At 39.6% G+C, this 25,919-nt stretch carries 33 protein-coding genes; 27 read left to right on the plus strand and 6 right to left on the minus strand.

Annotated features, from left to right (window positions below; translation table 11 throughout):
- The first annotated feature begins 225 nt into the window (after positions 1–225).
- Positions 226–1,626, plus strand: a complete 1,401-nt coding sequence (locus HWQ23_RS07270; protein ID WP_292825656.1) for a hybrid sensor histidine kinase/response regulator — start codon at positions 226–228, stop codon at positions 1,624–1,626.
- 182 nt (positions 1,627–1,808) lie between these two features.
- On the plus strand, positions 1,809–2,048 hold the full coding sequence (locus HWQ23_RS07275; protein ID WP_335127755.1) for an NIL domain-containing protein: 240 nt from the start codon (positions 1,809–1,811) through the stop codon (positions 2,046–2,048).
- An 83-nt stretch (positions 2,049–2,131) separates the two neighbouring features.
- On the opposite strand, the gene HWQ23_RS07280 is transcribed toward HWQ23_RS07275, so the two are convergent.
- Positions 2,132–2,809 carry a response regulator transcription factor gene (locus tag HWQ23_RS07280; RefSeq protein ID WP_012407592.1) on the minus strand — a complete coding sequence of 226 codons (678 nt, stop codon included), beginning with the start codon at positions 2,807–2,809 and terminating at the stop codon, positions 2,132–2,134.
- 1,096 nt (positions 2,810–3,905) lie between these two features.
- On the opposite strand from HWQ23_RS07280, the gene groES reads away from it, so the two are divergent.
- The 5 genes from groES to HWQ23_RS07305 all read left to right on the plus strand — a co-directional run bounded on the left by groES (position 3,906) and on the right by HWQ23_RS07305 (position 8,114).
- A complete protein-coding gene (groES, locus tag HWQ23_RS07285; RefSeq protein ID WP_292825659.1) occupies positions 3,906–4,217 on the plus strand; it encodes a co-chaperone GroES in 312 nt (103 codons plus the stop codon).
- A gap of 118 nt (positions 4,218–4,335) precedes the next feature.
- Positions 4,336–5,973, plus strand: a complete 1,638-nt coding sequence (gene groL / locus HWQ23_RS07290) for a chaperonin GroEL (RefSeq protein ID WP_292825662.1) — start codon at positions 4,336–4,338, stop codon at positions 5,971–5,973.
- A gap of 198 nt (positions 5,974–6,171) precedes the next feature.
- The gene (locus HWQ23_RS07295) at positions 6,172–6,477 is read left to right on the plus strand and encodes a hypothetical protein (protein WP_292825665.1); all 306 of its coding nucleotides are present in this window, start codon (positions 6,172–6,174) and stop codon (positions 6,475–6,477) included.
- Positions 6,478–6,678: 201 nt separating this feature from the next.
- Entirely contained in the window at positions 6,679–7,752 is a 1,074-nt protein-coding gene (locus HWQ23_RS07300; protein WP_292825668.1) for a ParA family protein, read from the plus strand.
- Positions 7,753–7,910: 158 nt separating this feature from the next.
- Positions 7,911–8,114 carry a DUF4351 domain-containing protein gene (locus HWQ23_RS07305; RefSeq protein WP_292825670.1) on the plus strand — a complete coding sequence of 68 codons (204 nt, stop codon included), beginning with the start codon at positions 7,911–7,913 and terminating at the stop codon, positions 8,112–8,114.
- A gap of 43 nt (positions 8,115–8,157) precedes the next feature.
- On the opposite strand, the gene HWQ23_RS07310 is transcribed toward HWQ23_RS07305, so the two are convergent.
- The gene (locus tag HWQ23_RS07310) at positions 8,158–8,385 is read right to left on the minus strand and encodes a type II toxin-antitoxin system HicA family toxin (protein WP_292825673.1); all 228 of its coding nucleotides are present in this window, start codon (positions 8,383–8,385) and stop codon (positions 8,158–8,160) included.
- A gap of 7 nt (positions 8,386–8,392) precedes the next feature.
- Positions 8,393–8,623, minus strand: a complete 231-nt coding sequence (locus HWQ23_RS07315; protein WP_292700456.1) for a type II toxin-antitoxin system HicB family antitoxin — start codon at positions 8,621–8,623, stop codon at positions 8,393–8,395.
- Between the two features lie 120 nt (positions 8,624–8,743).
- On the opposite strand from HWQ23_RS07315, the gene HWQ23_RS07320 reads away from it, so the two are divergent.
- The 6 genes from HWQ23_RS07320 to HWQ23_RS07345 all read left to right on the plus strand — a co-directional run bounded on the left by HWQ23_RS07320 (position 8,744) and on the right by HWQ23_RS07345 (position 12,912).
- Positions 8,744–9,523: a class I SAM-dependent methyltransferase gene (locus HWQ23_RS07320; RefSeq protein WP_292825676.1), complete on the plus strand. Its 780-nt coding sequence runs from the start codon at positions 8,744–8,746 to the stop codon at positions 9,521–9,523.
- A 66-nt stretch (positions 9,524–9,589) separates the two neighbouring features.
- Positions 9,590–10,528 (plus strand): SPL family radical SAM protein, encoded by a 939-nt coding sequence (locus HWQ23_RS07325; RefSeq protein WP_292825679.1) that lies wholly within the window; start codon positions 9,590–9,592, stop codon positions 10,526–10,528.
- Positions 10,521–11,312: a hypothetical protein gene (locus HWQ23_RS07330; protein ID WP_292825682.1), complete on the plus strand. Its 792-nt coding sequence runs from the start codon at positions 10,521–10,523 to the stop codon at positions 11,310–11,312. Before HWQ23_RS07325 ends, HWQ23_RS07330 begins: the two co-directional genes overlap by 8 nt.
- 102 nt (positions 11,313–11,414) lie before the next feature.
- Positions 11,415–12,251: an urease accessory protein UreD gene (locus HWQ23_RS07335; protein ID WP_292825685.1), complete on the plus strand. Its 837-nt coding sequence runs from the start codon at positions 11,415–11,417 to the stop codon at positions 12,249–12,251.
- Between the two features lie 38 nt (positions 12,252–12,289).
- On the plus strand, positions 12,290–12,592 hold the full coding sequence (gene ureA / locus HWQ23_RS07340; RefSeq protein WP_190736634.1) for an urease subunit gamma: 303 nt from the start codon (positions 12,290–12,292) through the stop codon (positions 12,590–12,592).
- Positions 12,593–12,606: 14 nt separating this feature from the next.
- Positions 12,607–12,912 carry an urease subunit beta gene (locus HWQ23_RS07345; protein ID WP_292825692.1) on the plus strand — a complete coding sequence of 102 codons (306 nt, stop codon included), beginning with the start codon at positions 12,607–12,609 and terminating at the stop codon, positions 12,910–12,912.
- A gap of 33 nt (positions 12,913–12,945) precedes the next feature.
- Here the strand turns inward: HWQ23_RS07345 and HWQ23_RS07350 are convergent, their stop codons facing one another.
- Together HWQ23_RS07350 and HWQ23_RS07355 are read right to left on the minus strand one after the other, a co-directional pair.
- Positions 12,946–13,350, minus strand: a complete 405-nt coding sequence (locus HWQ23_RS07350; RefSeq protein WP_292825695.1) for a pepsin/retropepsin-like aspartic protease family protein — start codon at positions 13,348–13,350, stop codon at positions 12,946–12,948.
- A 5-nt stretch (positions 13,351–13,355) separates the two neighbouring features.
- Positions 13,356–13,568, minus strand: coding sequence for a hypothetical protein (locus HWQ23_RS07355; RefSeq protein WP_292825698.1), 213 nt, complete (start codon positions 13,566–13,568; stop codon positions 13,356–13,358).
- Positions 13,569–13,697: 129 nt separating this feature from the next.
- Between HWQ23_RS07355 and ureC the strand changes: the two genes are divergently transcribed.
- The 11 genes from ureC to HWQ23_RS07410 all read left to right on the plus strand — a co-directional run bounded on the left by ureC (position 13,698) and on the right by HWQ23_RS07410 (position 23,900).
- Complete coding sequence (gene ureC, locus HWQ23_RS07360; RefSeq protein WP_292825701.1) at positions 13,698–15,413, plus strand: urease subunit alpha; 1,716 nt, start codon at positions 13,698–13,700, stop codon at positions 15,411–15,413.
- 3 nt (positions 15,414–15,416) lie between these two features.
- Positions 15,417–16,370, plus strand: coding sequence for an RpnC/YadD family protein (locus HWQ23_RS07365; protein ID WP_292825704.1), 954 nt, complete (start codon positions 15,417–15,419; stop codon positions 16,368–16,370).
- Between the two features lie 125 nt (positions 16,371–16,495).
- Positions 16,496–16,711, plus strand: coding sequence for a hypothetical protein (locus HWQ23_RS07370; RefSeq protein WP_292825707.1), 216 nt, complete (start codon positions 16,496–16,498; stop codon positions 16,709–16,711).
- 27 nt (positions 16,712–16,738) lie between these two features.
- Positions 16,739–17,080, plus strand: a complete 342-nt coding sequence (locus tag HWQ23_RS07375) for a type II toxin-antitoxin system VapC family toxin (protein WP_292825710.1) — start codon at positions 16,739–16,741, stop codon at positions 17,078–17,080.
- Positions 17,081–17,302: 222 nt separating this feature from the next.
- Positions 17,303–18,034 (plus strand): ABC transporter ATP-binding protein, encoded by a 732-nt coding sequence (locus HWQ23_RS07380; RefSeq protein ID WP_292825773.1) that lies wholly within the window; start codon positions 17,303–17,305, stop codon positions 18,032–18,034.
- 33 nt (positions 18,035–18,067) lie between these two features.
- The gene (locus HWQ23_RS07385) at positions 18,068–18,631 is read left to right on the plus strand and encodes a Uma2 family endonuclease (RefSeq protein ID WP_292825713.1); all 564 of its coding nucleotides are present in this window, start codon (positions 18,068–18,070) and stop codon (positions 18,629–18,631) included.
- Positions 18,632–18,801: 170 nt separating this feature from the next.
- Complete coding sequence (locus HWQ23_RS07390; RefSeq protein WP_292825716.1) at positions 18,802–19,935, plus strand: endonuclease NucS domain-containing protein; 1,134 nt, start codon at positions 18,802–18,804, stop codon at positions 19,933–19,935.
- 242 nt (positions 19,936–20,177) lie between these two features.
- Positions 20,178–20,825, plus strand: coding sequence for a histidine phosphatase family protein (locus tag HWQ23_RS07395; protein WP_292825719.1), 648 nt, complete (start codon positions 20,178–20,180; stop codon positions 20,823–20,825).
- Positions 20,826–20,910: 85 nt separating this feature from the next.
- Entirely contained in the window at positions 20,911–21,936 is a 1,026-nt protein-coding gene (locus HWQ23_RS07400; protein ID WP_292825722.1) for a glucokinase, read from the plus strand.
- Between the two features lie 45 nt (positions 21,937–21,981).
- The gene (locus HWQ23_RS07405; protein WP_292825725.1) at positions 21,982–22,584 is read left to right on the plus strand and encodes a hypothetical protein; all 603 of its coding nucleotides are present in this window, start codon (positions 21,982–21,984) and stop codon (positions 22,582–22,584) included.
- A gap of 1,067 nt (positions 22,585–23,651) precedes the next feature.
- The gene (locus tag HWQ23_RS07410) at positions 23,652–23,900 is read left to right on the plus strand and encodes a DUF1816 domain-containing protein (RefSeq protein WP_292825728.1); all 249 of its coding nucleotides are present in this window, start codon (positions 23,652–23,654) and stop codon (positions 23,898–23,900) included.
- Here the strand turns inward: HWQ23_RS07410 and HWQ23_RS33610 are convergent.
- On the minus strand, positions 23,864–23,944 hold the full coding sequence (locus tag HWQ23_RS33610) for a hypothetical protein (protein WP_472850388.1): 81 nt from the start codon (positions 23,942–23,944) through the stop codon (positions 23,864–23,866). The genes HWQ23_RS07410 and HWQ23_RS33610 overlap by 37 nt on opposite strands.
- Positions 23,945–24,266: 322 nt before the next feature.
- Here HWQ23_RS33610 and HWQ23_RS07415 point away from each other — a divergent pair, with 322 nt between their 5' ends.
- The 3 genes from HWQ23_RS07415 to HWQ23_RS07425 all read left to right on the plus strand — a co-directional run bounded on the left by HWQ23_RS07415 (position 24,267) and on the right by HWQ23_RS07425 (position 25,742).
- A complete protein-coding gene (locus HWQ23_RS07415; RefSeq protein WP_292825731.1) occupies positions 24,267–24,746 on the plus strand; it encodes a hypothetical protein in 480 nt (159 codons plus the stop codon).
- Between the two features lie 14 nt (positions 24,747–24,760).
- Complete coding sequence (locus HWQ23_RS07420) at positions 24,761–25,216, plus strand: response regulator (RefSeq protein ID WP_292825734.1); 456 nt, start codon at positions 24,761–24,763, stop codon at positions 25,214–25,216.
- Between the two features lie 244 nt (positions 25,217–25,460).
- Entirely contained in the window at positions 25,461–25,742 is a 282-nt protein-coding gene (locus HWQ23_RS07425) for a Uma2 family endonuclease (protein WP_292825775.1), read from the plus strand.
- Positions 25,743–25,919: the final 177 nt, after the last annotated feature.

The following is a 25,919-nucleotide window of genomic DNA, read 5'->3' on the forward strand; positions in this document are numbered from 1 at the left end:
TCTACTACTTAATTATACTGTTCCACTTACTTGTTATTACTCTGGAATATCTTAGTATAATCAGTTACGGTAAATTGGAGTAACTTATGAAGATACTTTTACATAGAAAGGCTTTCAATTTACTATCAATACTTAATTACTGATACATAATTACGACATTAAAAATTAATAAATTTAATTTATTAGATTGTAATTTTTCAAAAAAACACCATTTATAGGTGCTAAATGAACCTACAAGAAACAGCACTCTTACAAATATCTCAAGAGACAGAAAGATTATCACCGAAGTGGAGTGAACCACAAACCCCACAAGCTGTGCCATTTATTCTGGATTCCAAAACATCCACAGTGAAGCTTTTGCTAATTGACGATCAGGTAATTATTAGCGAAGCCTTCCGTCGGATGATTGCGACAGAAACAGATATTTCCCTTGATTATACAAGCAATCCAGCTAAGGCTATTCAAGATGCGATCGCCATTGCCCCAACGGTGATCTTCTTGGATATGATCATGCCAGATATCGATGGATTAATGCTACTGCGTTGGTTTCGCTCTCATCCAGTAACTCGTGATATTCCGATCGTCATGCTATCCAGTAAAGAAGAAGCAAAGCTGAAAGCCACCGCTTTTACTGAGGGTGCAAATGACTACCTAATCAAGTTACCCGATGCAGTTGAGTTAATAGCCCGCATCCGTTATCATTCCAAGGCATACAATAACCTCAAAGCACTGACTACAGCAACCGCTACTGCTCAACTTCAAGCACAACAATTAGAACATACCTTACGGAAATTACAAACTACCCAAGTTCAATTGATTCAGACTGAGAAAATGTCTAGCTTGGGTCGGATGGTTGCAGGTTTAGCCCACGAGATTAATAATCCTGTGAATTTTATTCAGGGCAATTTTAACCACTTGAATAACCATGTTAACTGTCTTTTAAATTTAATCGAACTATATAAACAAAAACATCCTGAATCACATTTTGTATTGCAAGATGATTATGGTGATTTTAACCTTGATTTTATCATTGATGATTTACCAAAAATTCTTTCATCCATGAAGATAGGGACTGATCGGATTCGTGACATTGTGCTGTCACTAAGAAACTTTTCTCGACTTGATCATTCCGAGAAAAAAGCTGTTAATCTTCATGAAGGTATTGAAGGTACTTTATTACTTTTAAACCATCGACTCAAACAAAAAATTGAAATTATTAAAATATATGGAAATCTGCCACTAGTTCAATGTTATCCAGCACAACTGAATCAAGTATTCATGAATATCCTTAGTAATGGCATTGATGCTTTACTAGAGCTAGATAATCAGATCCAAAAGCAAATTGTGATTACAACCGAAGTAACTGAATTAGAAACAGTGATAATTAGATTTAGAGATAACGGTTCTGGAATTGATTCCGAAATCCAAAGTAAGATATTTGATCCTTTTTTTACAACTAAACCTGTCAACAAAGGAACGGGACTAGGTTTAGCAATTAGCTATCAAATTATTGAAAAACATCAGGGAAATATCCAGCTAAAATCTGAACTTAGTTATGGAACAGAATTTGCGATCGAAATTCCAATAGCATTACCAGTTACCAATTTGAGTACAATTCCTATATAATAAGTCAACATCCAGAATCCAGAATTGCTTGCCTGTATGGGATGAGTGACGCTAGTCTTAAAAGAAATCGTGCAAAGCAAAACCTCATCCAAGAAGTCGAGTAGAAAGCTACAATGGTAATTCCAAATAAATAAGTAAAATCTAATACTGATATTTTAGATAGTAGACGCACCCAAACTCGTATCCAAGTTCGCATTCCTAAAGACTTGCATGAGAAACCAGTCATTTCACGACTGGTTTCTCACTATGGGGTAACGGTGATTATTGCTGATGCTCAGGTAAACGCAAACGTGCCACAATATAGCTGCTTCGTTCTGGAACTGCGAGGTACTGTTTCCCAGATTGAAAGTACTTTAACTTACCTGGATGAACTGGACTTAGAAGTTTTGCACCAATCCAGCCCTGAAGAAGATGGTTGGTAGATTTAGTTAGGAGTTAGGAGTTAGGAGTTAGGAGTTAAAAAATTCATAACTCATAACTCATAACTTTTAACTCTTAACTTTGTTTAAGCCATTTGATTTTCAATCGCCCACCGCGCTAGTTCAGTGCGGTTGTGGAGATTGGTTTTGCCCAACATATTGGACACATGGCTTTCAACCGTGCGCTGACTAACATTTAGTTCTTCAGCAATTTCCCGGTTAGCTAAACCCCTAGCGACAAACTGGACTACTTTCAGTTCGGTTGGGGTTAATTGCACATCGAAGGGAACCTGGATACGGGAACCGTTTTCGCCTCCTTTAGCTTGGTGTTCTTTCCAACGGATAGTTTGTTTCAGCGAGGATTCAACTTGCGCTACGAGTTCTTCTGGTTCAAAGGGTTTGACCATATAAACATCAGCACCTTTATTCAGACCCTTAACTCGGTCTGCACTTTGTCCCTTAGCTGAAAGGAAAAGAACCGGAATCCAGCTGGTGCGTTCGTTTTGCCGGACTTGTTCCACAAAAGTATATCCGTCCATTTCCGGCATCATCACGTCGCAGATGATCATGTCTGGAACATCTTGCTCTAAAATTTCCAGAGCTTCGCGTCCATTTTCGGCGGTGATGACTTCGTATCCCCGGAATTCTAAGTAATCCTTCACCAGCAAGATGAGGTTCGGGTCATCATCAATCAATAGAAGTCGTTTGTGATCTTTCATGCTGGGCTCTTTCATAGCAGTGGCACTTGTCGCGCTTCGGTCCATCAAAGTCTTGAATATTTATCCTCTATGGTGGGTTATTTCGAGATGTTGTCCTTTTTCCTACTTAACTTGCCTTTGCTGTCTCGAAGCCTCAAAAATGCCGAGCATTTTCGAGAGACTAGTAGCTCGATAGCAAAAGTCCAGCAAGGATACGTATAGCAGTAGTATCTATAATGCGCTATTATATATCGCATTGAAAGGGGCGGGCGAAAAAACACTGATTAAATAATAATCCTTCTGACTCACAAGTAAGTATTGGCTTAAAGATGACCCTACCTCAAAACCAACCCGCACTTTCTTTAAGCTTACTGCTATACCATATCATTCGGTTGTTAAGCCTCTATGAGGTGTTCACAAGAAACGAGGGAAGTTTCTGGCAAAGGATGGGTTAAAAACACATATTCTTCAACCGCCATTATGCCTATTAAGTGTTCTTGGATGATCCGCTCAATAACTTCCGGGTTTGCTTGGCCATATCAGACCCCATCAGGGTAAACCACCATTATGGGTCTAGAACAACAAACGCGCAAGCAGTTGGCTTTAGTTCTATAGACGCAAATGGGATGACTCTGTTGCGACTCATCAAGTTTTAACTCTTTAAGTCGCTTTTTTAAGTATTCCCAGGATTCCAGACTAGCTTGTTTTGAGCAGCAGTTAGCAATTGTCCAGTCAGCGCAAATAAAAATGTGTCGCTGAATTTTTGCAAGTCCTAAAGTTTCTAGACAATTACTCAGGGCTTTATGTTCTGGAGACTTAGTGGTTTTGGGGATTTGATGGCTAGACTGGATCACTGTATTTTATTCATCGAGCGGCTCCCTGATTACAGTTCTATAACAATTTCCCAGCTTTGCAAATAAAGTTGACTCAGAAGGGGAGTGGGGAATGGGGGAAGAATTGTTATAACTCCCTACTCCCTACTCTCTTCGTAACTTATAGAACGGAACCTGAAAGGTAGAGATAATTAAGCATTTATACTTAAGTACACCGATGATCTTCTAGTTCGGGAACCCGTACTCAAGGGATTCTTGCCATTGGATGCCACTTTTCGGTAGATTAGCACTCAGGGGTTGAGAGTGCTAAAACTCTGGAGAAAATAATTATGGCAGCTTTATCTTTAAGCGTTTCTACAGTTAAACCTTTGAGCGATCGCGTTTTCGTAAAAGTGAGCGCCTCAGAGGAAAAGACCGCAGGTGGTCTGTATTTGCCCGACACCGCCAAGGAAAAGCCCCAGGTAGGGGAAGTAGTCGCCCTTGGCCCTGGCAAGCGTAACGATGACGGTAGCCGTCAGGAATTGGAAATTCAAGTCGGCGATAAGGTGCTGTACTCTAAGTACGCTGGCACTGACATCAAACTCGGTACCGAAGAATATGTACTGCTTTCTGAAAAAGATATTTTAGCAGTCGTTATCTAGTGGGGTATAGGGAATGGGGAATGGGGAATAGGGAAGAGTTTTCCCAATGCCCAATGCCCTGTTTAGCCAATGCCCAATTCAAAAAAAAAATTGACTTACTCCTGGAATTTAGACACCTATGGCAAAGCGCATTATCTACAACGAAAACGCCCGTCGCGCTCTAGAACGAGGCATTGACATCCTGGCTGAGGCTGTAGCTGTTACCCTTGGCCCCAAAGGTCGTAACGTAGTTCTAGAAAAGAAATTTGGCGCACCGCAAATTGTTAATGACGGTGTAACGATCGCCAAAGAAATTGAATTAGAAGACCACATTGAAAACACTGGTGTAGCTCTGATTCGTCAAGCTGCTTCTAAGACCAACGATGCTGCGGGTGATGGCACTACAACTGCCACCGTTTTAGCTCATGCGATCGTCAAAGAAGGCTTGCGGAACGTTGCAGCTGGTGCTAATGCGATTTCGCTCAAGCGTGGTATAGACAAAGCTACTGCCTTCTTGGTAGAAAAAATCAAAGAACACGCCCGTCCAGTAGAAGATTCCAAAGCCATTGCCCAAGTTGGTGCGATCTCGGCTGGTAATGACGAAGAAGTTGGTCAGATGATTGCCCAAGCAATGGACAAGGTGGGCAAGGAAGGCGTAATTTCCCTAGAAGAAGGGAAATCTATGTTCACCGAGTTGGAAATCACTGAAGGGATGCGCTTTGACAAAGGCTACATCTCTCCTTATTTCGCTACCGACCCTGAGCGGATGGAAGCGGTTTTTGATGAGCCTTTCCTACTGCTGACCGATAAGAAAATTGCTTTGGTACAAGACCTTGTACCAGTGTTAGAGCAAGTAGCTCGTGCTGGTCGTCCTTTGGTGATTATCGCCGAAGATATCGAAAAAGAAGCTTTGGCAACTTTAGTAGTAAACCGTTTACGCGGTGTACTCAACGTGGCTGCTGTTAAGGCTCCTGGCTTTGGCGATCGCCGCAAAGCACTACTAGAAGACATCGCTGTTTTAACTGGTGGTCAACTAATCACCGAAGATGCTGGTCTGAAGCTAGATAACACCAAGCTGGATAGCCTGGGTAAAGCTCGCCGGATCACCATCACCAAGGACAGCACTACAATTGTTGCCGAAGGTAACGAAGCTGCTGTTAAGGCTCGTGTCGAACAGATTCGTCGTCAAATCGATGAAACCGAATCTTCTTACGACAAAGAGAAATTGCAAGAGCGTCTTGCTAAACTCTCTGGTGGTGTCGCTGTAGTGAAAGTTGGTGCAGCGACCGAAACCGAAATGAAAGACAAGAAACTGCGCCTAGAAGACGCTATCAACGCTACTAAAGCTGCTGTGGAAGAAGGTATCGTTCCTGGCGGTGGTACAACTCTGGCTCACCTTGCTCCTGAATTGGAAGTTTGGGCAAAGAGCAATCTTAAGGATGAAGAGTTGATTGGTGCTTTGATTGTGGTTCGCGCCTTACCTGCACCTCTGAAGCGGATTGCTGAAAACGCCGGTCAGAATGGTGCTGTGATCGCTGAACGCGTGAAAGAGAAAGAATTCAACGTTGGCTACAACGCTGCAACAAACGAATTCGTCGATTTGTTAGAGGCTGGTATTGTTGACCCTGCGAAAGTGACTCGTTCTGCTCTGCAAAACGCTGCTTCCATCGCTGGTATGGTGTTGACAACCGAATGTATCATAGTTGACAAGCCTGAGCCTAAGGATGGCGCTCCTGCTGGCGCTGGTGCTGGTGGCGGCGGCGACTTCGATTACTAAATACTTTGTAGTTAGATAATTTGTGAAAATGGCTGCTTCCTGATGGAGGCGGCTGTTTTTTTGTTTGAACTGCCTTTGGTGAAGCTGTTGCCGGAGGCTAGGACACAAAGGGCGCAAAAATAGTAGTACAAATATTCTGCTAAGGAATGAACATTATAAAAATAACAGTTAGAATATGAATATTTAATGACATTCACCATGAATTACATCTTAGAAACACAAGCAAGTTATGCTAGGAAAAATATTGAGCAAAGACTAGAAGATTTTATTCATGCAGTTGATAATCATAAAAGCCTAAGTCCAGATATAAAAGATCAGCTTGTTTTTTTAAGATATGCTGATGCTTGTGAATTAACATCTCTTACAAGTAAGTTTAAACAGCAATTGTCAATAAGTCCTTATATACATCCCGAAGTGCAAAGAAGAATACGATTGTTAGATATATCTATTCAACATTGGGCAAGATTGTTGGATATTAATACCTTATTTTGGTGTAATTTTTAGACGTTTAAATAGCTTATTTATTACTATTTTTTATTTGTAAAAGCAGCTAGTTTTTTTTAAACTAGCCGCTTTTTGTAATTTTTATAAACTCAAGTAATTTACTTCGCGTGCTTTGGTCTATTAAATCGGCGTTTTGGATAAATTGACGCATCGTTAATATAATAAGTATAATCACGTAAAAAAAACACTAGATTGGAAGAGATGAGCAGCAATAAAACTAAAGTAATTTCAATTTTTAACAATAAAGGCGGTGTTGGCAAAACAATTATTACATGGAATTTAGGAGATGCGCTTGCACGATTAGGCAAAAAAGTGTTGTTAATAGATTTTGATCCACAATCAAATCTTTCAATAGCAATGTTAGGTGATCGTTTTACAGATATTTTACCAAGCCCAGAAAACCCTTATGGAACTACTATAAGAGCATATCTACAGAGGTTTTTACAAAACGAAGGTCCACTACAGTACTATAAACACAACGGATACAGAACTCACAATAAAGTTGATTTAATTGCTAGTGATGCTTGGTTGAATGTCTATTCAGAATCACTAAGTGTTGGGTCGGATCTACTCACTGGTAATGGCCTTGAAAAATATTCAATAATAAGCAGGCTAATACAAGAAGCTAATAGTAAGGAAGAGAACCAGTATGATTATGTATTAATTGACTTACCACCATCATTTAATAATTTGGTTAGAACTGCATTGTATTCTTCTAATTATTTTATTGTTCCTTGTACATCTGATATTTTTTGTTCGTATTGTGTTGGGCTAATAGGAGAAACACTACCACGGTTTATTAAGGAATGGGAAATAGGATGTCAACTACATGATACTAATAATCCTCATAATCAAAAATATATAAGTCTTGGTAAACCTGTATTTGCAGGTTGGATTTTCAATGGATACGACACAAGAAAGCCTAAAGATGAGAAAAATAAGAAAATAATTGCAGCAGATAACGCAATGGGGATACAGATTGTGCAAAAGGTCAAAGAACTTGTAGAAACACTAGAAAATAAAATAAAGGAACATCCCTCTGTTTTGCAAAATCACCCATCAGAAGATTTCTCGCTAGGTGGAATAGAAGATATGAACATTCTTATTCAAAATAGTATGTGGCTAAATTGCCCTATTGCAAGACTAGATCAAATGGAACCAGTAAGAAATCTTCAAGATCGGGGACAATGGTCGCCAAATCAATTAGATCAAATCAAGAGATTAAAAACTAGTTTTTTGTTGATAGCTCACAGGATAATTAAACATTGTATTTGAAAAAATAAATGTAAATCTATTTTGATATAGGGTAGCAATCTAAGTTGGGTAAAGGAAAGCACAATCAAACAACCCGCAGAATGCTACATTGTTTTATATTATTAGAAATCTTGTGATGAAAATTGAATTCAGTTCGGGGATTTTTGCAGAAGGATGTTATGAAAGAGTCTGTAATTTATCAAGATATTATTCAAAAAGAAGCGTTTAAATTGATTAGCCGTCAGCTTAAACGGCGCTTTGGTGATGTTGAAGCATCATTAGTTGAGCAGGTTCGGAATTTATCTGCTGAACAGTTAGAGGAGTTGGGAGAAGATTTACTTGATTTTTCGGAAGTTGCTGATTTGGTAGCTTGGTTAGAATAGCAACAACAAGCTTAATCAAAATGAATATAAACCCTCTTTATTACTAAGAGCGGTTAAGAAAATCTTCAGGTTCAATACCAGCTTGCTTTAAAATTGCACGTAATGTTCCCTCTGGCATATCACCAAAATGATTGGGAATAGTAGTGTAACGATTACTTTCAGGATTAAACCAGATTTCATGACTCCCTGCGGCTTGACGATGAAAAACAAAGCCAAAGGTTTTTAATATTTTGATAATTTGTCTGTAGCTAAACCCAGCTAGCCGTCCCATGAATTGACTACTGACCTACAACTAAAGGATAGTTAAATTGTTCAGCTATTGGTTGCAAATAATCTAGTTCTTCATCCTGAGATTGTGCTTCTAATAACTTACGCGCTACATCACGAGCAATTTCTAAAGTTTCAGCAACAGTGCGTCCTTGAGCTACTAAACCTTGAAGCTCATCAGATGTTGCTAAATAAACGCCTTCAGGTAATTTCTCAATGTGGATGTTTAGCAATCTTTCCATTATTGTATGTAGATGTTACTGTTTAGAGCGGTTTAATTGTCATGATATCGCTTTTCTGAACTACAGCGATGTCTACGACGGCCTATTCGGTGACGCACTTCTACTTTTACATCAAAACCCATGAGCCAAATTAATCCTGAAACAACCCCCTTACATACCTTAAACCCACTCAACCGATTTTCTGACAGAGCAGAGGATTATGTAAAATATCGACCAAGTTACCCCGCAGATGCAATTGATATTATCTTGGAAGGATTAGGTGAAAATTCCCAACTCGTAGCAGCAGATATTGGTGCAGGTACAGGAATTGCTTCAAGATTGTTAGCTGAACGGGGAGTTAATGTCATAGCCATAGAACCAAACGCGGCGATGCGAGAAGCTGCTAAACCACATCCTTTGATAGAGTTTCGTGATGGAACAGCAGAATTTACCCAACTACCTGATAATTCAGTTGATTTAGTTACTTGTTTTCAAGCTTTCCACTGGTTCAATCCCGAACCAACTTTATTGGAATTTCACCGCATTTTAAAACCATCAGCACGCTTGGCTGTGGTGTGGAATAATCGAGATAAAGAAGATGCCTTAACTACAGAATATAGCCGAATAGTCCGCGAAGCATCTAATAATCACCCAGCAGAATCTCGAATGCAGTCGGTAGAACCACTGTTAGTAACTCCCCATTTTATTAACATCCGTGAATATAATTTTACTTATAGGCAACAGTTAGATTTAACTGGACTTATTGGACGAGCAATGAGTGTTTCTTACCTACCGTGTGAAGGCTTGGCATACGAACAGCTTATTGATAATTTTGAAGAATTATATCAGCACTTTCGTGATGAGAGTGGTTTTGTCTATATGGTCTATCGCACTAGCGTACACCTTGGGGAAGTAATTTAAAAATAAAAATGGGAATCATAAAAAGTAGAGTGCGTTAATTCACTCTCAATAAATATCAGGATTCAGATGGCACAACCAAAATATGAAGGTTATTGCGAATGCATTCCTACCAAATTAGTCAAAGAAAAATTTGGAGATGTGAATGTTTATGTACAAAATGCTAAATCACTTTTAACAAAAGCTAGTGGTTTTATTGGTGATTATGATTTTACTCTCAATCCTTACAGGGGATGTCAATACGGTTGTAGTTATTGCTATGCTGCTGCATTTAGCCCGAATGCTCAAATGCGCGAAGATTGGGGTAAATGGGTAATTTTTAAAGAAAATGCTGCTGAGATTTTAGCGAAAGAATTAAAAAAATGGTATGTAAAAAATCCCCAGATTCCTCCTAGTATATACATGAGTAGCGTTACTGATCCTTATCAACCACTTGAGTCTAAACATCAACTGACTCGTCGATTGTTGGAGGTAATGCTTGATGTGGGGATTGACGGTTATCCAACTCCAACTTTGGTGATTCAAACTCGTAGCCCAATTATTACTAGAGATATTGATTATTTACAACGATTTAAGCGATTGCGAATTAATATGAGCATTCCTACTGGGAGTGAATTAGTGAGAAAAGATTTTGAACCGCGATCGCCCAGTATTAAAGCCAGACTAAATGCCATCAATAAAATTAAACAAAATATTGATTATTATAAAGGTTTTGTTCCTAAAATATCTATCACTATTACCCCTCTACTTCCTACTTTAGCAACTGATGAAGCTGCTTTTATTGACAAATTAACGATCGCAGATAGGGTTGTAATTCAAGCTTTTCATGCTAGCCATAGTCGTTCTCTTATAGCATCAACTCGCCAAGAAGCTGAAGAAATTAAGCAAAAATACGCTTGGTGGTATGACGATGAAAAATTAAGCTATATGAAATTTAAAGAAAAGTTAGTTTCTCGGCTTCCAGGTGTACAAATTATGGAAGGCAAAGAGGGATTTGGTTATGAATAATCCTATCGTAAATTGGTGGCGAAGTCAGCAATTTAAATTATCTTTAAAACGCGGGGATATCCGACGTGCAGTGCAACTATTGCAAGAGATTCAAAAATCAGGTGCAACATTCTCATGGTTAGAAAAACTATTTAGGGATAAACTTCAACTTGAACGTTATTCCCAAGAATACAAAAGACAAACAGAAACTTTAACTAAACAACTGACGGAAGCATCCCAGGAAAAAGCTAATCTAATATTAATGCCAGATGCGGAATTCGTTAAATATATCTATAAAGTTTTTAATTTAATCCAACACGATGAATATAAACTGCAATCTACTGCTATTGATGAACGTATATTTGATGATTTTGAATCAAGTTTAGTTGAATATCTCAAAGAAGAATTTAGTAGGATTCCTGACAAACAGTTATTTATTAAGCTAGAAGACGCTTTTGATGATATTAATAACTTAAAAATTGGACACGATCCAGACTACCGTTTTAGTCTGACTCCTCATGTCTACTTTATGAAGTATTTTTTAGAAAATGTATATTGCGTATATTTAGCTTGGTTTCTGATTTACCAGGATGCTTTACTACCAAGTAAGGTTAATATCCTTGATATTGCAGCAGGGCCAGGAACAGTTGCTTATGGTTTAGCTTTGTTTCTCCAAAGTAGTAGCGGTTTTTTTGATATCCCGGAAATGCACATATCCTACTATTCTTTAGAAAAAACTGTATATGAGTCCACTACTCCAACAGTATATTGGTCAAAAGCATCAGTCCCACTATACATTAGATGATTATGTAATATTGGCGAAAAAATAATGATCAATTGCAGGTAAAGCAGCAGAGAATGTATTAAATAAATATAAGGGTTCTGAACTTTAATTTTGAATTTATAAATGACTTGCAACTCGCAAACAGCAGAAGGTTGGCATGGCAAACTTAATTTAGTCTATGCCGATCGCCAGGGTAAAACCCAATTAATTTACAATCACCAACAAGCGCCCTTGAAGGTACAACGCCCATTTTATCCAGAGGGGGAAATTTGTCATAGCGTAATTTTACACACAGCCGGGGGAGTTGTGGGAGGCGATCGCTTATCCTCTAACATCCACCTCCAACCCCAAGCCCAAGCCTTAATCACTACAGCTGCTGCTAGTAAGATATACCGCAGCAATGGCTTGCAAGCTAGACAAACCATCCAAATGCAAGTTGATGCTGGTGCTTGTTTAGAATGGTTGCCGCAAGAGACAATTTTATTTAACGGTGCGATTTATCGGCAAGATTTACGGGTAGAATTAGCAACCGGGGCTAGTTGGTTAGGCTGGGAAATTACCCGATTTGGTCGCAGTGCTAGAGGAGAAAAATTTTATCTTGGAGAATGGCGATCGCACACCGAAATTTGGCAACAAGATGTTCCCTTATGGATTGATCGGCAATGGTTACGGGGTAGCGAAGATATTTTCCACAGTCCCCACGGTTTGGCTGGAAAACCAATAGTAGGTAGTCTAGTTTGGGTTGGTGGTGCAGTTTCCGCAGAAGTTGTGGAAAAAACCCGAAATTTATGGAATGGGGAAGGAGAAGCGGGTGTTAGTCGGTTACAACATGGATTATTGTGTCGATATCGCGGTGCTTCTACATCTGAGGTGAGAAACTGGTTTATCGATGTTTGGCAGTTGCTGCGAGTTTCTTTTTTGAATCGTGGTAATTGTATACCAAGAGTGTGGCAGATTTGAACCGCAGAGGCGCGGAGAACTCAGAGGAGGAAGTACGAATGCAATTGACGCCGCAGGAAAAAGATAAGCTATTAATTTTTACTGCTGCTTTATTAGCAGAAAGACGTAAAGGAAGGGGTTTAAAACTAAATTATCCCGAAGCGATCGCTTATATTTCTGCTGCCATTTTAGAAGGCGCAAGGGATGGGCAAACTGTAGCTGAATTGATGAGTTATGGTACAACTCTATTGACGCGAGATGATGTCATGGAAGGGATACCTGAAATGGTGCATGAAGTGCAGGTAGAAGCAACTTTTCCTGATGGCACAAAGTTAGTAACAGTACATAATCCAATTCGTTAATTTTTGAATTTATTATGATTCCTGGAGAAATTATTACACCAGAAGGTGAGATTGAACTGAATGTTGGTCGTCCAACTCTAAAATTACAAGTGTCAAATACAGGCGATCGCCCCATACAAGTCGGTTCCCACTATCACTTTTATGAAGTTAACACCGCCTTAAATTTTGACAGAGAACAAGCGCGAGGAATGCGCCTCGATATCCCAGCCGGAACCGCAGTCCGCTTTGAACCAGGCGATGAAAAAGAAGTGATTTTAGTACCATTAGTTGGTACTCGCCAAGTCTACGGCTTCAACAGCAAAATTAACGGTAATCTCTAAAAACCCTCCGCGTCCCTCTGCGTTTAAAAAAGCTTATTGAATAGGTTTAATTTCAAACTCCAATTTGGAACGAAAAAAACAAACATCGAATTCCAAGAAAAAATTAGTTTGTCCAAGAATTAAAGGAGCCTTAAGACTGCTTACCCATGCAAATACTAACTGCACAGGTGGAAAATTGCTAATTTCAGCCCTTGCGAAAAATGGTATGGCAGGTTGATTGCGGAGATTTCCTGCCAATTGAATAATAGCTTTACGCTCATCCCAAATCCCACCCAACTGAAGCCCTAGTTCATAAGGCATAACATTGACAGTAGCACCGCTATCAACTAAACCATTTGCTTCTATGCTGTGATTTTCTCGACTTAAAACTAGGGGAATTCTGGGTAAACTATCAAATTCGTCTTGAGTGGAATTTGTAGTCGAATAATTAAACCGCATACAGGTTAATGAATGGAATCCTCTGATTTAAGTGCTTCCATCATGACTGTACCAGCCCCAAAGCTATTATAAGGAGTAGGTAAATCGTAGGTTTTGAAGGGTTCCAATGGAGAAATATCCTCTACTGTATCTAAATCTTCGGCAAGGATGCGAATTAGCTTGATTTTTTCTGATGGAGAAAGCTTTCGAGCTATAGGAATTATGTCTGCTAGGGTCATTTTGTCTATGCCTCCAAGAATGCTCATTCATAGCATAAACCCAAATTATCGAAAGCGTGTTCAGCTTTGCCATCTTATAGAGAATCGTACAATCCCATAAACTCTAAAATCAACACCAGGAGTAGCATTATGCCTTACAGAATGGATCGCCGCGCCTACGCCGAAACCTATGGGCCAACAGTAGGCGATCGCATCCGACTTGCAGACACAGAATTATTTATTGAAGTTGAACAAGATTTCACCACCTACGGCGATGAAGTGAAATTTGGCGGCGGTAAAGTCATCAGAGATGGGATGGGACAATCCCCCATTTCTAACGCCGATGGTGCTGTTGATTTAGTAATTACTAATGCCTTAATTCTCGATTGGTGGGGTATTGTCAAAGCGGATATTGGCATTAAAGATGGCAAGATTTTCAAAATTGGTAAAGCCGGAAATCCTTATATTCAAAATAATGTAGATATTATTATCGGCCCCGGAACTGAAGCCTTAGCAGGGGAAGGAATGATTCTCACTGCTGGCGGTATCGATGCCCATATTCATTTTATTTGTCCCCAACAAATTGAAGTGGCGATCGCTTCTGGGATTACCACGATGATTGGCGGTGGTACTGGCCCAGCTACGGGTACAAATGCCACTACCTGCACCCCCGGCCCTTGGAACATTTACCGAATGCTGCAAGCTGCTGATGCTTTTCCCGTGAACTTAGGATTTTTGGGTAAAGGTAACGCCAGTCAACCCCAAGGACTTGTAGAACAAGTAGCCGCCGGTGCAATGGGGTTAAAACTTCATGAAGACTGGGGAACTACACCCGCAGCAATTGATACTTGCCTCAGCGTTGCCGATGAATATGATGTGCAAGTAGCGATTCATACTGATACCCTGAACGAAGCCGGATTTGTCGAAGATACGATCGCTGCTTTTAAGAACCGTACCATCCACACCTACCACACTGAAGGCGCAGGCGGGGGACACGCGCCAGATATTATCAAAGTTTGCAGCCAAGCCAATGTTCTGCCATCTTCCACCAATCCCACACGTCCTTACACCGTCAATACTTTAGATGAACACCTAGATATGTTGATGGTATGCCATCACCTCGACCCAGCGATCGCCGAAGATGTCGCTTTTGCCGAATCTCGCATCCGTCGAGAAACCATCGCCGCTGAAGACATTTTGCACGACTTAGGCGCATTTAGTATGATTTCTTCCGATTCTCAGGCAATGGGAAGGGTAGGCGAAGTGATAATTCGCACTTGGCAGACATCTCACAAAATGAAGGTGCAACGGGGAACTCTTAACCCCCAAGGAACAGAGCAAAGAGCAGATAATTTTCGGGCAAAAAGATATGTTGCTAAGTATACTATTAACCCGGCGATCGCTCACGGAATTGCTCAATATGTGGGTTCAGTGGAAGAGGGAAAATTAGCAGATTTGTGTTTGTGGCGATCGGCATTTTTTGGGGTGAAACCAGAGATAGTGATTAAAGGCGGAATGATTGCATGGTCGCAAATGGGCGATGCTAACGCCAGTATTCCCACACCGCAACCAGTGCATATGCGACCGATGTTTGGTAGTTTTGCAGGGGCGCGTCATGCCACATCATTAACTTTTGTTTCGCAAGCAGCTTTAGAGAAAGAAATACCCAGCCAGCTAGGTTTACAAAAGTCAGCAGTTGCAGTTTCTGGAACACGCCAATTAAGTAAGCGGGATATGAAGCTGAATGATGCACTACCCCACATTGAAGTAGATCCAGAAACCTATGAAGTCAGGGCAGATGGTGAGTTGCTGATTTGTGAACCTGCGACAGTTTTACCAATGGCACAGAGGTACTTTTTGTTTTAATTTATGACCGAGCAACTTACTGATTACGATAGTCCTTGGAAAGAAGTCATTGAGCTATATTTTCCCCGCTTTCTGGAATTCTTTTTCACCCAAGCTTATGCCGAAATCGACTGGACGCGACCTTATGAATTTCTGGACACGGAACTGCAACAGCTAGAACCGGATGCAGAAATAGGGCGGCGTTTGGTCGATAAAGTCGCAAAAGTTTGGCTACTGGATGGAGAAGAAGCTTGGGTATTGGTTCATGTGGAAGTCCAAGGGCAATATGACAGCCAATTTGCGGAACGGATGTACACATATAATTACCGCTTATTTGACCGCCATAAAAAGCGAGTCATTAGTTTAGCAGTTTTAGCAGATGAACAAGCGAATTGGCGACCTTCCAGCTACAGTTATCAACTGGGCGGATGTCGCGTCAGCTTAGAGTTTCCTGTGGCGAAACTGTTGGACTATGAGCAAGAATGGGAAACTTTAGAGCAAACAACCAACCCCTTTGGTGTAATTGTGATGGCGCATCTCAAGACCAAGGCAACGCAACGAAACCCAGAAAATCGGCTACAGTGGAAACTAAGCCTAGTCAGACGGCTGTATGAACGGGGATATAGCCGGGAAGATATACGGGAATTATTTCGGTTTATCGACTGGATAATGGTTTTGCCAAAAGAGTTGGCGCTTAGTTTTAAAACGGAAGTGAGAAGTTACGAGGAGACAGATAGAATGCGGTACGTAACTAGTATTGAAAGGCTAGCAAAAGAAGAAGGAATTGTCGAAAATGCTAGAGAAAACATCATTACAGTCTTAGAAACGCGATTTGGAGAAGTGCCAAACTCTATTGTCGAAGTTATCAATAAGATAGAAGAACCATCTGTACTAAAAACGCTTTTCAAAAGTGCGATCGCAATTCGTTCCACAGCAGAATTACAGCAAGTTTTAGATAGTCTCAACTCTGGGAAATAAGCGTAGGCATCGAGCGGCTGATTGCCAGATATCGCTCTTAAAGATGAGAGTAAAGTTGCCCTCATCGATTTTCTGTCTTGAGGTTACAATCAAATAGTAAAACGTTCTATCTGATATAGAAAATCATGCTACCTTTTAAGAAAAAAATTGTGACTGATGAAGCCATGCGTCCGGTAGCGGTATTGATAGATTATCAGGACTGGCAGCAAATTGAGAAGATATTAGAAGCTCATCAATCACAACAAAAACAAGAGTTTAATTTAAACCAGTATGCGGGTGTAATTCAACTAACTCAAGACCCTTTGGAATATCAGCAGCAAGTTAGGGATGAGTGGTGTTGACACTACCTTTGATTTTGTTAGATACAAATGTATGTAGTCTTGTATTTTTTGGGTGGTCGCTTGCTAAACCCACTACCATTAGGACAATATTTTATCTCAGTGGTTACTGAGATTGAATTACTTTCTTATCCAAGTCTTAGTCTAGAAGAAGAAACACAAATTATTGATTTTTTAAACAAAATTACAGTTGTTGGTATTGATAATAATATTAAAAAGTTAACAATTGCATTTCGCAAACAATATAGACTCAGGCTTCCTGACGCAATAATTGCAGCAACTGCAAAATCTCTAAATGCAATATTGTTTACAAATGATGTAAAATTGGTTAATTTAACAGAAATTAACACTCATTCAGTGCAAATTGTGTAATGGGAGCGATCGCACTAATTCCTCAACTCTCTTTGCTTCCATACCAACAGGGATGAGTTGACAAAGTTTTTGGGTAATAATAAATAAGTGGCGCTTGTTTTGATCAGGTGTAGGCGTAGCCCAATCTAGGCATCCCTAGCCCCAAAATTGTGAGCGCGTTGTGTATATTAATGTATGTTAGTTTTTGTGTCAGCCTTGAATATTTCTGGATGTAAACCGCCGATGAACGCCGATAGTAAACCAAACTATACAATTTTAGAAGTTCAAGAACTTAATGTTAATTATGGCGGTATCCAAGCTCTGAAAAAGATTAATTTAATTATTCAAAAAGGCGAGGTAGTTACTCTAATTGGTGCTAATGGTGCTGGTAAAACTACCACACTCCGCGCCATATCTAAAATAGTTAATCCTCAGAGTGGCGTGATTATTTATAATGGACATAATATTACTCGCCGCCAAGCTCACGAGGTTGTAAAATTTGGTATCGCCCATTGTCCAGAAGGGCGCAGAGTATTAGCGCGGCAAACAGTATTTGATAACTTACTTTTGGGTGCTTATATTCGCTCCAATCAAGCAGAGATAAAAGCAGATATTCAGCGCCAATTTGAGCTATTTCCCCGCTTGTCACAAAGACGCGATCAACTAGCAGGAACTCTTAGTGGTGGCGAACAACAAATGTTAGCGATCGCTCGTGCTGTAATGAGTAAACCACAACTCTTACTTTTAGACGAGCCTAGCTTAGGTTTAGCACCTGCGATCGTCCGGGAAATCTTCTCTATTATTGAAAATCTCCGTGCTACAGGCGTGACTATTCTGTTAGTTGAACAAAACGCTAATTTGGCATTACAAATTGCCGATCGCGGTTATGTTTTAGAAGCTGGTTCTATTACCTTAACAGGCGCAGCATCAGAATTAATTAATGATGAACGAGTTAAAAAAGCTTATTTAGGGTAATTAATTAAATGAAATCTTGGGAGGTACAAGCAGATGGTAAAATCACTAACTAAACCCCTAACTTTAGAAGAGTTTTTAAAACTACCAGAAACAAAGCCTAGCTCAGAATACATCAACGGTCAAATTATTCAAAAGCCAATGCCACAGGGAAAACATAGTATTCTTCAGGGTGAACTAGTCAGTAATATCAATTCTGTAGCGAAACCTCAAAGAATTGCCCTTGCATTTCCAGAGTTGCGCTGTACGTTTGGCGGACGTTCAATTGTCCCTGATGTAGCTGTGTTTGCTTGGGAGCGAATTCCCTTAGATGAACGTGGAGATGTGGCAAATGTTTTTCAGGCGTATCCAGACTGGACAATTGAGATTCTTTCGCCAGATCAAAGTCAGACTAAAGTAACGGGAAATATCTTACATTGTCTAAAGCATGGTAGTCGTTTAGGTTGGTTAATTGATCCAGGCGATCGTTCTGTTTTAGTTTATCCACCAAAGCAGCAACCAGAACTTTTACAAGAAGAACAAGAAATATTACCAGTCCCCGATTTAGTTAGCGGCTTTCAGTTAACTGTAGGGCAACTATTTGGATGGTTGAAATTATAGCTTTTCCTAACATCATAGCCCCCTAATCGCAAGCGATTAGGGGGTTGGAGGTGGGGTTCAGTACCTACTCAACTAAGAACTGCTATATAAGCAATTGTATAAATTCCTGTCTAGCTTTGGGAATACTAAAGGTAGTAATTTACTGAAGTTAGACTGAGATAATGGATTTCGTGAATTTAAGAAAAACGGGTGATAGTTGGAAATTTGCGACTGAAGCTGATTTAGAAGATTTTGTTTGGGCAAATTTAAAGGAACTTTTCGGATTAATTCCCCTAAAGCGACAATATTATGTTAATGGTCAAATTTGCGATATCTTAGCATTGAATGATAAGAAACAGTTAGTAGTGCTGGAATTGAAAAACGGTGAAGACAGATATATTATTCAGCAACTAACTCGATATTATGACGCTTTACAGGAAGTAAAACCTTTACAAGACGAAATAGACTATCAGCAACCTATTAGGTTAATAGCAATTAAGCCTGATTTTCACAAAGATAATTTTACAGATAGAAAATATAATCATTTGTCTATTGATTTCTTTGAATTTGCCGTTTTAGCAGATGGTATTAACTATTATTTACAGATAAAAAATTTAGATAATGGTAAAGTTTCAAAAATAGAAGTTCCTCATCAGGACAGAGAAAGGAATGAAGATATACCCCCACCTTCTAGAGGGCTGATGAACCGTCTAACCAAATGCTCTTCTGAACAACACGAGGGAATATTGAAAATTCGTCAAAAGGTTCTTAGCTTTGATAAACGGATGGAAGAAATGTCTTCTGCTGTTGGTTTTAGATATGGAAATGGTAATAGAAAAACAAGTAAATTCTGCGCTGAATTTTACTTTGATAGTAAAGGAATACCAATTATATTTTTATGGTTAGGTTTAAAAAATAATAGTAGTGACCGCATAAGTAGAGCAAGGATTTGGACAGATTGGCAAAGTAATGCTTTGTTAGAGGGATATGTACCAAGTGGAATTGGTGTAAAGATGAATTCATCCAAAAAGACACTTTCAAATAGAGTAAAAATAATGAATGAATTAGCATACAACGAAAATTCTAAGTATCGACGAGAATATAAATATATTTATCAACATTTTAAAGATAGAAACAGAATAGCTAGAAAACTTAATAACTCTGAACCTTTAACATATGAAGAAAGAAAATTATTAGAGATTGATGTAAATAAATTTCCTGTTAATTACGGTGGTGAAAGACCTAATATATATAAATTTGATCACTATGATTCTCTATATGGATTAGTTGATTTAGCTTTAGAAAGATGGCGACAAAGACTATAAGCAAAGTATGACTATCGCAATCCTACTAAACATTTCAGCAGATTACTATAGTCGATATTGCTTTAGAAACTTGGCTCAAAAAGCTTTAAGTAAAACTACACTGACGCTACTGATAAGTTTTCCTAATAAATTATATTATTACAAATTATTACAATTTTGTCATATATTAATATTTGCAGCCCTCCTTGCAGATATCTATATTTGTTTAGCGGCGAATTCTATTCACCGGAAGAATTAAACCCATGAGTCAAATAGTCTGGATAGCAAGACACGCTAACCGCCTCGACTTCGTAAACCCTGATTGGTTCCTCACCGCCGAACGACGCTACGATCCACCTTTGTCTGATGATGGTATGGTGCAGGCACAACAGTTAGCGAAACGATTGAAAAGAGAAAATATTGCCCATATTTTCGCTTCTCCTTTCCTGCGAACCGTACAGACGGCAAACGCAGTTGCAGAAGTTCTGAATTTGCCGATCAAATTGGAAACAGGCTTGAGTGAATGGCTAAACCCAGTTTGGATGACAGAAGAACCCGGAAGACTCTCGACTCCAGCATTAGCAGAGTTATTCCCCAGAATTGACACCAGCTACACTTCGCGCATCGCCGCTAAATATCCTGAAACTCACGAAAAAGTACGAGAACGTTCTGGGCAAACTGCGAGATGTTTAGCTACTGAGTACTTGCCAGAGGATATCCTGCTAGTGGCACATGGTGCATCTGTGTTGGGGGGAGCAATGGGGCTAGTGGGGGAAATTGCCAAAACAGAAGTTAAAGCTTCTTTATGTTCGCTGGTAAAAGTGGTACGCCAAGACCCAGAATGGTTATTAGAACTAACGGGAGATACTTCCCATTTAACCCACATAGAAGAAGTTATTCGATTTGCTTAAACCTCTGATAGAGATTTGGGTTCATGACTTCTGCTAGGTTGGGTATATCCTACAAAAAAAGTAATTTAATTCACGAATAAATTCTATGACTTTGTTACTAGCAGGAGACATCGGCGGTACGAAAACTATTCTGCAATTGGTTGAAACATCAGATTCATCAGCAATACATACTATTTATCAGGAAAGTTACCACAGTGCCGATTTTCCTGATTTGGTACCGATAGTGCAGCAGTTTTTGGTCAAAGCTAATACACCCATACCAGAAAAGGCTTGTTTTGCGATCGCAGGCCCCATTGTCAAAAATACTGCCAAACTGACCAATTTAGCCTGGTTCCTAGATACCGAACGTTTAGAAGAAGAATTGGGTATCTCACATATTTCTTTGATTAACGACTTCGCCGCCGTTGGCTATGGCATTTCAGGTTTAGAAAAGCAAGACTTGCTGACGTTGCAAGTTGGCAAATCTCAACCCGAAGCCCCCATTGGAATTATTGGTGCTGGTACTGGCTTAGGGCAAGGATTTTTAATTAAGCAGGGAAACCACTATCAAGTCTTTCCCTCAGAAGGTGGACACGCTGACTTTGCCCCTCGGAACGAGATCGAGTTTCAACTGTTGAAACACCTGCTGGCTAAACATGATATCCAGCGAGTTTCTGTGGAACGCGTGGTTTCTGGAATGGGAATTGTGGCAATTTACCAATTTTTGCGCGATCGCAAATTTGCCGCCGAATTACCAGATATTGCCCAAATCGTTAGAACTTGGGAACAAGAAGCCGGAAAGGAAGAGAAAAGTGTTGATCCCGGTGCTGCCATTGGTACTGCTGCACTAGAAAAACGCGATCGCCTCTGTGAACAAACTTTGCAATTATTTATAGACGCTTATGGTGCAGAAGCCGGGAATCTCGCCCTTAAACTTCTACCTTACGGTGGCTTATACATCGCTGGTGGAATTGCGCCCAAAATCCTGCCCTTAATCCAAAATAGCGGTTTCTTATTAAATTTCACTCAAAAAGGGAGGATGCGCCCCCTCCTTGAAGAGATCCCCGTGTATGTTATCCTCAACCCGCAAGTGGGGCTAATAGGTGCTGCTTTATGTGCTGCTAGGTTATAACAGCTAGCATCATCAGTGATATCAGCATCTTAAAACGTCAAAAATATGACAATTAAAAGTCTGTTGCCATTAATCGCCGCCACCTTTGTCTGTGGTGGATGTGTTCTGGTGGAGGCGCGTCAACCCAAACTTCCAAAGGCTGTTGTCAAACCAACCGTTTCTCAACCCGCGCAACCGCAATGGAAGTTATTCACCGCTCCAGATGGACGCTTTACTATTTTGATGCCGGGAAGCCCCAACAGAAATACCCAATACCAAAAAACTTACATGGGGGAAATTACTTTAAAAATATTTATCGCTCAACCACCAAAACAGCAAGTAGCATATGTAGTTGCTTACAATGATTTTCCTTATAGTTATGGTGAAATGACTGATCCTCAAGCTGTACTTAATAATGCACGGGATATGGCTTTAAAGACTACGAAAAGTCATTTAATTAGTCAACGAAATATTCGTAGTTCCAATAATCATCCTGGCAAAGAAATTGAGTACATCAATTCTGGAGGGAAAATCACTAAAAGTAGAATGTATGTTGCCCAAGGGCGATTGTATCAAGTAATGGCAATAACTACAAAAAAACAGCAGAATACGTTAGCTAAAACCATTACTGGGTATTTAAATTCCTTCCATGTAGTTTTGAAAAATTGAGTTGAAGAAGAATGCAGAATTCCGAATTAGGATTGCTATAGCAGTCCTAATTCATTTGTGAAAATTTCTGTTGATTCCTCTCTCTGCGTGTGTCTTCAAAAGTTCAGATGCCTGCGGGGGGCTGCGCCAACGCCCGAAGTCGCCACAACGCTCTTAACCCGCGCAAGGCACTTCTCTTCGGAAGCCGGCGCTCTCTTGGAAAATTGCTCCTCTTGGGGAGACCCCAAGACCGACATTTTCCGCTCCGACTTTTCGCTGCGCCTGGAGCGGTTCGTTAAAACAGTAATTTCACAACTCAGATAAGATTGCTATATATACAAGGGACTGAAAATAAAAAAACATCCCAAATTCGCTTGTGGGATGGGTGTCCGCACTACGTGCCGCTACGCGAACACCCGTCCGATATTCTGGGCGGGCTTTTCGACCCACCCCACAAGATGGATAATTTCTTTCTTGGAAGTCCCTAATACCGTTTCACTTTAATAATGATACAAATACGTTGGTAGGGGCACAGCATTGCTGTGCCCCTACGAGAAATCTATATGTATCAGGGTTTGTCTGAAATGGTATAACATGGTGCGTTAGGGCTTTAACCTAACGCAGTCTACCGAAGATTTACTTCTGCTGTATTTTAATAATTATTTAATTTTTTAAGCTCATATCATACAACTTATACGCTACTTAATCGCTTCCTAAAACATGATTTCTAACACTAGGATGTCATACTAAAAATAATTAGCAAATTATCATTTAACAATTTAGGCTAGGAAAATGAAACATTTATTAACGAGTCGAAATAATTTGATTATTGGTTGCAGTCAAGCTGATATATCTACAAAAATCAGTCAATCTATGAAGGGAAAATCTACTTGTCTTTGCTGTTCAAATGCTTTACTCCGTCACGTCAGTTCAAAAGGAGTTTACTGGCGTTGTAGCTACTGCTATCAGTAAATGCCATTTTAGAAAACGACAGGAGGAAAAATGAAGAATGTCTTGATATCGCACTTTACTTTAATCTGTGATCCAAAATTTCTTTAATCAAGTTTAATTAATCATTCGTATCCCTGATGAATTTATTTGAATCTAATCAGTCAGAGTTTGCCTGGTGGGTAGAAATTAACACCACTGTTCCGCGCTGTACTTATTACTTTGGCCCTTTTGATAGTGAAAAAGAGGCACAACTTTCTAGAAGTGGCTACGTCGAAGACTTATATCAGGAAGGAGCCAGAGACATCATTGCATTAGTCAAGCAATGTCAGCCTGATGTCCTAACGATTTTTCAGCAGGAAGCACAAGTCGAAGTATTTAGTTTTTGAAGCCCGTCTTGCAGATATTTTGCTAAAAGGGGTTTTTCAATAATATAACTTGTTGCATAATTTAGAGCTTATATCTCTAAATTATGCAACAAGAATTTTTGAGCAAGCAAGTATTCATAAGTAAGCTCTCAATCTCTACTTAAGCATTACAGATCAATGTTTAAGCTCAAATCTTGCCAAAGCTTGAGATGTATAAGATAAACGTATAACTTTGAGTTTGTTACAAAACTTTAAAAAATAAGAGTATACTCTGGGATTTTGTATAAGATTAATCGAGTAGAATAGTGATATCACAGAAAAAGCTATAATATTGCAGACCTTAATAAAAGTTTAAGTTCATGATTTAAGGAGCAGGGTATTTGTCCTATGGTCAAGCGATCGCTCCAAGCATCACTTACTGGCATTCAAGAGGCTAAAAAAGCATTTGCTCGCAAGGGGTGGACACAAGAGAATCTAGCTCTTGAAGTTGACCTCAAGACTAGACAACCAATTTGGCGGTTTTTCAGTAGTCGTCCGGTTGAGCGTCATACCTTTATTGAAATTTGTTCGGTGTTGTCACTGAATTGGCGAGAGATTGCGACTAATCCTCCGGCAGAATTCAGTCAACGAGAAGAATTCACCCAGCCCTGTGTCTTGGATATTGATATATTAGTGCAAAAAGTGCGATGTCTACGACGGGCTACGCCTACGCAACGCTTCGACAAAATTCAAGATCAGTGTGGTATTTTGCAGTTATTGGATATCAGCCGTCCAGTTGCCTTTCTGCACTTTTTATTTGACCTATCCGGTTGTCTTGCCTCCTTAAGACTACGGATTTTTCAGCCCACTTTGCACTTAAAGCCCTAATGGCAGGTCTTATTATGAATTTAATCAATGACTTTTGCTTGGCAGTTGGGATACTCAAAGGTGTACAAGTACTCGTTGTAGACAACGATCGCGATAGTAGAGATTTGTACGCGTTGTTACTCAAAGACCTGAGCGCAAATGTGATTACTGCTGGTTCTATAAAAGAAGCTTTAGAAATCCTGAGTTTTTTCACGCCCAACATCCTAGTCTGTGAAATTAGGTTCTTAGGTGAAAGTATTTATACATTGCTAAATACATTGAATGCTATGGAAGCAGACAATGGTAATCATATTCCAATCATTGTGACTTCAACATCTACCACAGGTACTCATGACCAAATTCCAGAGGTAGAGTTTGAAGAATATCTACTTAAACCATTCGACCTTGACAAATTTGTTTCCATGATTACGAATCAAATACAGTCACATGTGGGGGAAAATTTTAGCCCCGAACTACTAGTTTTACACTAATAGATGAGTTTAAGTATCTGCATTGTTTTCCCGTCTTAAAATAAATCTGGACTGCATATAGCAATCCGAATTGAAACGTGAGAAAATACAGAGATAAAAAGTATGTGTCTATAAGCATTTCAGCAATTTTCTATCTCACGAATGATTTAGGATTGCTATAGCTAAAGTCCACTAAAGTGGATTCAAACCCTTGCTCAGGTAACAACCGTAGGGGCAATATAGTTCGGTTAAGGCAAGAGACGCGATAAATCGCCGTCTCTACGTTGCTAATACTTCACTTGCTGATGATCAAGGCAAAAAACGGCTTTTGTACGAAGATTTAGGAGTAAAAGAATACTGGATTTTAAATGTCCAGAATATGCAAGTTATGGCTTTTGTTATTGAAAACCAAGGTAGTAGGCGGACTATAGAATCTCAGGTATTACCAGGATTAGCAATTTCTTTATTAAACGATGCATTACGGCGAACTCGTCAAATAAATCAAAGTCAAGTTGGTGCTTGGTTATTAACCCAATTTCAGCAATAATTACTTGAACCATTCTCAATAACCGTAGGGGAGCCAATTGTTTGTTATAGGTAGACAAACTCCCGCTACAGTACACCAGTGGCTAAAGCCACCCATTTAGGTGAAGACATACAGATATCTAATCGCTATTATGAAGGAAGATTAAGCAACTATGAAGCTAATTATGCGTCTAGTTGT

Source organism: Nostoc sp. JL33, assembly GCF_017114985.1.
Taxonomy (GTDB): Bacteria; Cyanobacteriota; Cyanobacteriia; order Cyanobacteriales; family Nostocaceae; genus Nostoc.

Bases quoted from the DNA above. Each gene is read 5' to 3' on its own strand.
- HWQ23_RS07300 (WP_292825668.1), top strand. From the start codon at position 6,679: ATGAGCAGCAATAAAACTAAAGTAATTTCAATTTTTAACAATAAAGGC.
- HWQ23_RS07320 (WP_292825676.1), top strand. From the start codon at position 8,744: ATGAGCCAAATTAATCCTGAAACAACCCCCTTACATACCTTAAACCCA.
- HWQ23_RS07270 (WP_292825656.1), top strand. From the start codon at position 226: ATGAACCTACAAGAAACAGCACTCTTACAAATATCTCAAGAGACAGAA.
- HWQ23_RS07330 (WP_292825682.1), top strand. From the start codon at position 10,521: ATGAATAATCCTATCGTAAATTGGTGGCGAAGTCAGCAATTTAAATTA.
- HWQ23_RS07395 (WP_292825719.1), top strand. From the start codon at position 20,178: ATGAGTCAAATAGTCTGGATAGCAAGACACGCTAACCGCCTCGACTTC.
- groES (WP_292825659.1), top strand. From the start codon at position 3,906: ATGGCAGCTTTATCTTTAAGCGTTTCTACAGTTAAACCTTTGAGCGAT.
- HWQ23_RS07295 (WP_292825665.1), top strand. From the start codon at position 6,172: ATGAATTACATCTTAGAAACACAAGCAAGTTATGCTAGGAAAAATATT.
- HWQ23_RS07350 (WP_292825695.1), bottom strand. From the start codon at position 13,350: ATGCGGTTTAATTATTCGACTACAAATTCCACTCAAGACGAATTTGAT.
- HWQ23_RS07385 (WP_292825713.1), top strand. From the start codon at position 18,068: ATGGTAAAATCACTAACTAAACCCCTAACTTTAGAAGAGTTTTTAAAA.
- groL (WP_292825662.1), top strand. From the start codon at position 4,336: ATGGCAAAGCGCATTATCTACAACGAAAACGCCCGTCGCGCTCTAGAA.
- ureC (WP_292825701.1), top strand. From the start codon at position 13,698: ATGCCTTACAGAATGGATCGCCGCGCCTACGCCGAAACCTATGGGCCA.
- HWQ23_RS07345 (WP_292825692.1), top strand. From the start codon at position 12,607: ATGATTCCTGGAGAAATTATTACACCAGAAGGTGAGATTGAACTGAAT.
- HWQ23_RS07305 (WP_292825670.1), top strand. From the start codon at position 7,911: ATGAAAGAGTCTGTAATTTATCAAGATATTATTCAAAAAGAAGCGTTT.
- HWQ23_RS07370 (WP_292825707.1), top strand. From the start codon at position 16,496: ATGCTACCTTTTAAGAAAAAAATTGTGACTGATGAAGCCATGCGTCCG.
- HWQ23_RS07355 (WP_292825698.1), bottom strand. From the start codon at position 13,568: ATGACCCTAGCAGACATAATTCCTATAGCTCGAAAGCTTTCTCCATCA.
- HWQ23_RS07375 (WP_292825710.1), top strand. From the start codon at position 16,739: ATGTATGTAGTCTTGTATTTTTTGGGTGGTCGCTTGCTAAACCCACTA.
- HWQ23_RS07325 (WP_292825679.1), top strand. From the start codon at position 9,590: ATGGCACAACCAAAATATGAAGGTTATTGCGAATGCATTCCTACCAAA.
- HWQ23_RS07310 (WP_292825673.1), bottom strand. From the start codon at position 8,385: ATGGGACGGCTAGCTGGGTTTAGCTACAGACAAATTATCAAAATATTA.
- HWQ23_RS07405 (WP_292825725.1), top strand. From the start codon at position 21,982: ATGACAATTAAAAGTCTGTTGCCATTAATCGCCGCCACCTTTGTCTGT.
- HWQ23_RS07365 (WP_292825704.1), top strand. From the start codon at position 15,417: ATGACCGAGCAACTTACTGATTACGATAGTCCTTGGAAAGAAGTCATT.
- HWQ23_RS07380 (WP_292825773.1), top strand. From the start codon at position 17,303: ATGAACGCCGATAGTAAACCAAACTATACAATTTTAGAAGTTCAAGAA.
- HWQ23_RS07410 (WP_292825728.1), top strand. From the start codon at position 23,652: ATGAATTTATTTGAATCTAATCAGTCAGAGTTTGCCTGGTGGGTAGAA.
- HWQ23_RS07315 (WP_292700456.1), bottom strand. From the start codon at position 8,623: ATGGAAAGATTGCTAAACATCCACATTGAGAAATTACCTGAAGGCGTT.
- HWQ23_RS07335 (WP_292825685.1), top strand. From the start codon at position 11,415: ATGACTTGCAACTCGCAAACAGCAGAAGGTTGGCATGGCAAACTTAAT.
- HWQ23_RS07420 (WP_292825734.1), top strand. From the start codon at position 24,761: ATGAATTTAATCAATGACTTTTGCTTGGCAGTTGGGATACTCAAAGGT.
- HWQ23_RS07415 (WP_292825731.1), top strand. From the start codon at position 24,267: ATGGTCAAGCGATCGCTCCAAGCATCACTTACTGGCATTCAAGAGGCT.
- ureA (WP_190736634.1), top strand. From the start codon at position 12,290: ATGCAATTGACGCCGCAGGAAAAAGATAAGCTATTAATTTTTACTGCT.
- HWQ23_RS07280 (WP_012407592.1), bottom strand. From the start codon at position 2,809: ATGGACCGAAGCGCGACAAGTGCCACTGCTATGAAAGAGCCCAGCATG.
- HWQ23_RS07400 (WP_292825722.1), top strand. From the start codon at position 20,911: ATGACTTTGTTACTAGCAGGAGACATCGGCGGTACGAAAACTATTCTG.